This window comes from Haloferax sp. s1, from assembly GCF_058382125.1.
In genome coordinates this window covers 1-4,450 of record NZ_JBZRPK010000421.1, presented here as the reverse complement: position 1 = coordinate 4,450, position 4,450 = coordinate 1, and the positions used below count along the sequence as shown (strand labels likewise).

4 protein-coding genes and 1 pseudogene are annotated in these 4,450 nt (G+C 62.2%); 1 reads left to right on the top strand and 4 read right to left on the bottom strand.

What is annotated here, in order from left to right; genetic code table 11:
- Window positions 1–908 (bottom strand): annotated as a pseudogene (locus QT222_RS05740) (methyl-accepting chemotaxis protein); the annotation flags it as partial.
- A 228-nt stretch (window positions 909–1,136) separates the two neighbouring features.
- Between QT222_RS05740 and QT222_RS05735 the strand changes: the two are divergent.
- A complete protein-coding gene (locus QT222_RS05735) occupies window positions 1,137–1,400 on the top strand; it encodes a BolA/IbaG family iron-sulfur metabolism protein (RefSeq protein ID WP_491476594.1) in 264 nt (87 codons plus the stop codon).
- A 32-nt stretch (window positions 1,401–1,432) separates the two neighbouring features.
- On the opposite strand, the gene QT222_RS05730 is transcribed toward QT222_RS05735, so the two are convergent.
- The 3 genes from QT222_RS05730 to QT222_RS05720 all read right to left on the bottom strand — a co-directional run.
- Window positions 1,433–2,572, bottom strand: coding sequence for an ABC transporter ATP-binding protein (locus QT222_RS05730; protein ID WP_491476593.1), 1,140 nt, complete (start codon window positions 2,570–2,572; stop codon window positions 1,433–1,435).
- Window positions 2,573–2,635: 63 nt separating this feature from the next.
- Window positions 2,636–3,595, bottom strand: a complete 960-nt coding sequence (locus QT222_RS05725) for a carbohydrate ABC transporter permease (protein WP_004060398.1) — start codon at window positions 3,593–3,595, stop codon at window positions 2,636–2,638.
- A partial coding sequence (locus QT222_RS05720) for a carbohydrate ABC transporter permease (RefSeq protein ID WP_491476592.1) occupies window positions 3,592–4,450 on the bottom strand: 859 nt, incomplete at its 5' end. The genes QT222_RS05720 and QT222_RS05725, both read right to left, overlap by 4 nt.

The window sequence follows — 4,450 nt, the reverse complement described above, 5'->3', positions numbered from 1 at the left end:
GGGGGAAGGGGGCCGACGAGCACCCGCGGGGCCACGAGCATACCGACTGGTCGGCGGGGGGAGTAGGCGCTGGCCGCCGGCACGTGAACGAGGACGGCCATGTTCTCCCCCGCCGGTGCGTAGGCGACGAGGTGTTTTTCGTCGAGGACGCCGTTCGCAGCGACGGTCTTCACGCCGCGTTCGCCGTCGAGGGCGAGGGCGAGCGCCTCCGACTCGGTTGCGGGGTAGTCGTCACCGGCGAGTGGACCGGTACCGGCTTCGACCGCGCCATTCATCGAGACGAGCGACGTAAAGCTCCCTTCAGCGGGGGTTTCAAACGTTCCGGTCAGCCCCGTAGCGTTGGCTTCGATGACGATTGCGCGGTCTGCGAGTCCCGGAACGGCGCTCACGAACGAGACGAGCTGTGTACCGGGGCGTTCGTACACTTCAGTGGTCGCGGTCGGGTCGTACAAACTCACGTCGAGCGAACCAGTGATGAACGTCACGTCACCTGGCACGGCACTTCCACCGCGGCGAACTTCGGACGAACTGGCGATAACCGTATTCGTCTCGCTGTTGACGAAGTGAATCGCACGGACGTCGTCCGGAAGCTTCTCGCGTTCTTCGACGAAGAACTTCGATATCTCCTCGTGGTCCCCAGTCCGGAGCATTTGGTACTGTGAGAGCATCCGCGCGGTCTGTGCGCGTTCTCGGAACCACCCTTCGGTCTGCCCAGCGTGCTGGCCAGCCGTGGCTTCGAGTTCCGCTTGCCTGTTCTGTGTCAACTCTTCGGAGACGGTGAAATATGTCACCCCACCCGCGGCGGCGACGATGAGAAGCGTCATCGCAAAGCCGAGAGCAAGTTTCCGAAGAAAACTATCTCTGATAATGTCCGGAAGTAGTTGGTCCAATCGGCGGGCAAGTCGCATTACGGAATGGACCCATGTGGCTACGATAAGTGCCCGGTTGAAATTATCTAATTCGATAATAAATTATCTATAGTGTCGATAGTGTCTCTCGAATGGTTAGATAGCTCATCTCACATATCAAACCACTAAACAAACCCACTGTGTAGTGTTTTCTTGTGCCATAGTATAGCGCGGAACACGAACGTCGTTCCCGGACGCTTTTTGCCAGCGCCCGCCCCGAATACGCACATGGAAATCGAAGCTATCGAGGAGCTTATCGAATCGAACATCGAAGACGCCGACGCGACCGTCTCCCGTCCACGGACGGTCGACGAAGACCACGAAGACGACCACTACGCCGCCGTCGTCGTCTCGCCAGCCTTCGAGGGGGAGTCGCTCGTCCAGCAGCACCAACTCGTCTACGACGCGCTCGGCGACCACATGACGACCGACATCCACGCGATGGAGCTGAAGACCTACACGCCCGAGGAGTACGAAGCGCTGGACGAGTAGCCAGCGAAAAAAGCAGTTGCAGACGTTGCCGCTCAGGCCTGCGGTTCGGGTTCTGCGAGGTCTGCCGATTCCAGCGACCGGTTCTGGAGCGCTTCGCCGGTCGCGGCATCGAACAGGTGAATAGCTTCTTCGGGAAGGCGAGCGACAGCCGATTGGCCCGCTTCGACCCGGCGCATCCCGCCGACGGTGGCGACGAAGCGCCGTTCGGTACCGAATTCGAGGTAGACCGCATTCTCGTTACCCATCGGTTCGACCACGTCGACGCTCGTCTCGTAGGTGTGGTCGAGTTCGTCATCCGAGACGAGTTCCACGTCTTCGGGACGGATACCGAGCGTGACACGGCTGGTTCCTTCGACTGCTTCTTTCGAGCGGGGAGACAGGTCGTACGTGAAGGTGTCGTTGGCGAGGGTGTCGCCGTGGACCTCCATCTCGAAGAAGTTCATCGACGGTTCGCCGATGAAGCCCGCGACGAAGCGGTTTGCCGGGCGGTGATACGCCTCCAACGGCGTGGCGACCTGCTGGAGTTCGCCGTCGTTGAGGATGGCGATGCGGTCGCCCATCGTCATCGCCTCCGTCTGGTCGTGAGTGACGTAGACGGTCGTCACGCCGAGTTCTTCCTGGAGGCGCTGGAGTTCCGTCCGCATCTGCGAGCGAAGCTTCGCGTCGAGGTTCGAAAGCGGCTCGTCCATCAGGAACACTTCCGGGTCGCGGACGATGGCGCGACCGAGTGCGACGCGCTGTTGCTGGCCGCCGGAGAGCTCGCCGGGTTTGCGGTCGAGCAGGTCGGCGATGCCGAGCATGTCGGCGGTCTCTTCGACGACTGCGTCGATGTCGGCGTCGGCCATGTCGGTCGATTCTTCGAGGCCGAATCGCATGTTGCCCCGAACCGACATGTGCGGGTAGAGCGCGTACGACTGGAACACCATCGCGATGTCCCGGTCGCGGGGCGGGCGGTTGTCCATCCGTTCGTCGCCGAGTCGAATCTGGCCCTCCGAGACGGTTTCCAGTCCGGCAATCATGCGGAGCGTGGTCGATTTACCACACCCCGAAGGACCGACGAGGACGAGGAATTCGCCGTCCTCGATGGTCACGGAGGCGTCGTCGACGGCGACGACTTTGGAGCCGCCATCGTCGAAGAACTTCGATACGTGGTCGAGTGTGAGGTCAGCCATGGGTCTGTGTGCGTGTTGTGGTGGTCGTCTGCGGTGCTACGCTGGAGTGGGTGGGCGCGGCGCTCATGCTTCGCCCGCGACCCCCTTTGCGAACTTGTCGCCGAACAGGACGTAGACGAGCAACGTCGGCAGAGCGGCGACGAACGCGCCGGCCATCTGCGTGTTGAACGTCTGGATGATGCCACCGGTCAGTTCGTTGAGCGCGATGGTCGCCACCGCCGCGGGGCCGGACCCCGAGGGGATGATAACCAGCGCGAACAGCAGGTCGTTCCAGATCTGCGTGAACTGGTAGATGAGCGTCACCGCGAACATCGGTGTCGACAGTGGGAGTACAATACGTCGGTAGACCGTAAATGCGCTCGCACCGTCGAGGCGGGCGGCTTCCAGCATCTCCGTCGAGAGTTTCTTGTAGTAACTCCGGAACAGGAGCGTCGTGATGGGGATGCCGTAGGCCGCGTGGGTAATGATGAGGTTGATGATGCTCGCGTAGTGCGGGTGCGTGGCGAGTTCGACCGTCCCGAGGACGGGCACCTGTGCCGAAAACACCGTGATGTCGAGCACGGGCGCGAGCAACTCTTTCGTGTTCACGATGGCCCAGAGCCGCGACAGCGGAATCAACACGGCCTGGTACGGGATGAAGATACCCGCGATGAACAGCGTGACGACGCCGAGTTGGCCGCGCCACTCGAAGTTCGTGAGACCGTACGCCGCGAAGCTTCCGAGGAGCGCCGACAGAATCGTCGCCGGCACGGCCAGCATGATGCTGTTGAGGATGGCCGACGACAGCGTGTCGAGGGCGACGCCGAAGGGTTTGAGCGTGAAGCCGTCGACCGTCGGCGGTACGAAAGGCGGCGACGTGGCGAACTCGGCTTCCGTCTTCAGCGCGGTCATCAGTCCGGACTCGAGGGGCGAGAGGTAGAACGCGATGAGACCGACGAGCGTCGTGTAGAGAACGACGCGAACCGGGTCGATGGTCTCGAAGTCGACGCCAAAGCGGTCTGCGAGGTCGTCGCGGACGCTCATAGTTCACCCCGGCGGTACTCGCCGTACAGGTAGGGCGCGACCACGGCCAACGCCACGATGAACAGCACGACGGCGATGGCAGAGCCGTAAGCCCACTCGTTTGCTGCGAATGCTTGTCGGTACATCATCGTCGAAAGGATGTCTGCCGTCGGGCCCGGGTTGTTCCCGAACATGACGTACAGGAAGTCGAACGCCTTGAGCGCGAACACCATGAGCACGACTGCGGCGCTCACCGTCGAGGCGCGGAGTTGCGGCAGGATGACCCGGCGGTACATCCGCAGGGTCGACGCACCGTCGACTCGCGCGGCCTCGTACTGGTCGCTCGGAATCGCACGAAGGCCCGCGAGATACACGACCATCGCGTAGCCGCTGAACTGCCAGAGCAGCGCGAAGATGACGGCGAACAGTTTGAACTGCAGCGTCTCGGGGACAAGCGGGAGTGCTCCGAGGAGACCTAAATCGACGCCCCCTGCGAGCCACTTCGACGCGAGGAAGTCGAGGCCGACCCCCCGGAGGACGACGTTGATGACGCCCGAGTCGAAGTTGTACATCCACCGCCAGAACACCGCCGTCACGACGAACGACAGGCTGAACGGCAGCAGGTAGATGGTACGGAACCAGTTTTCGAAGCGGATGCCCCGGTCGATGAGAATTGCGAGACCGAGACCACCGCCGAGTGAAAGCGCCGTAAAGGAGACGAGGAGGACGAACGTGTTCCGGGTTGCGGCCCAGAACTGTCCGTCCGAAAAGGCGCGGCGGTACATCTCCAGGTCGAACGCCGAGGGGTCGTACGCCGGCAGATGCAACCCCGCGAAATCGGTAAAGGAGATGATGACGTTCCAGCCGATTGCGCCG

Coding starts and splice junctions, on each gene's coding strand:
- QT222_RS05735 (WP_491476594.1), top strand. CDS start 1,137: ATGGAAATCGAAGCTATCGAGGAGCTTATCGAATCGAACATCGAAGAC.
- QT222_RS05730 (WP_491476593.1), bottom strand. CDS start 2,572: ATGGCTGACCTCACACTCGACCACGTATCGAAGTTCTTCGACGATGGC.
- QT222_RS05725 (WP_004060398.1), bottom strand. CDS start 3,595: ATGAGCGTCCGCGACGACCTCGCAGACCGCTTTGGCGTCGACTTCGAG.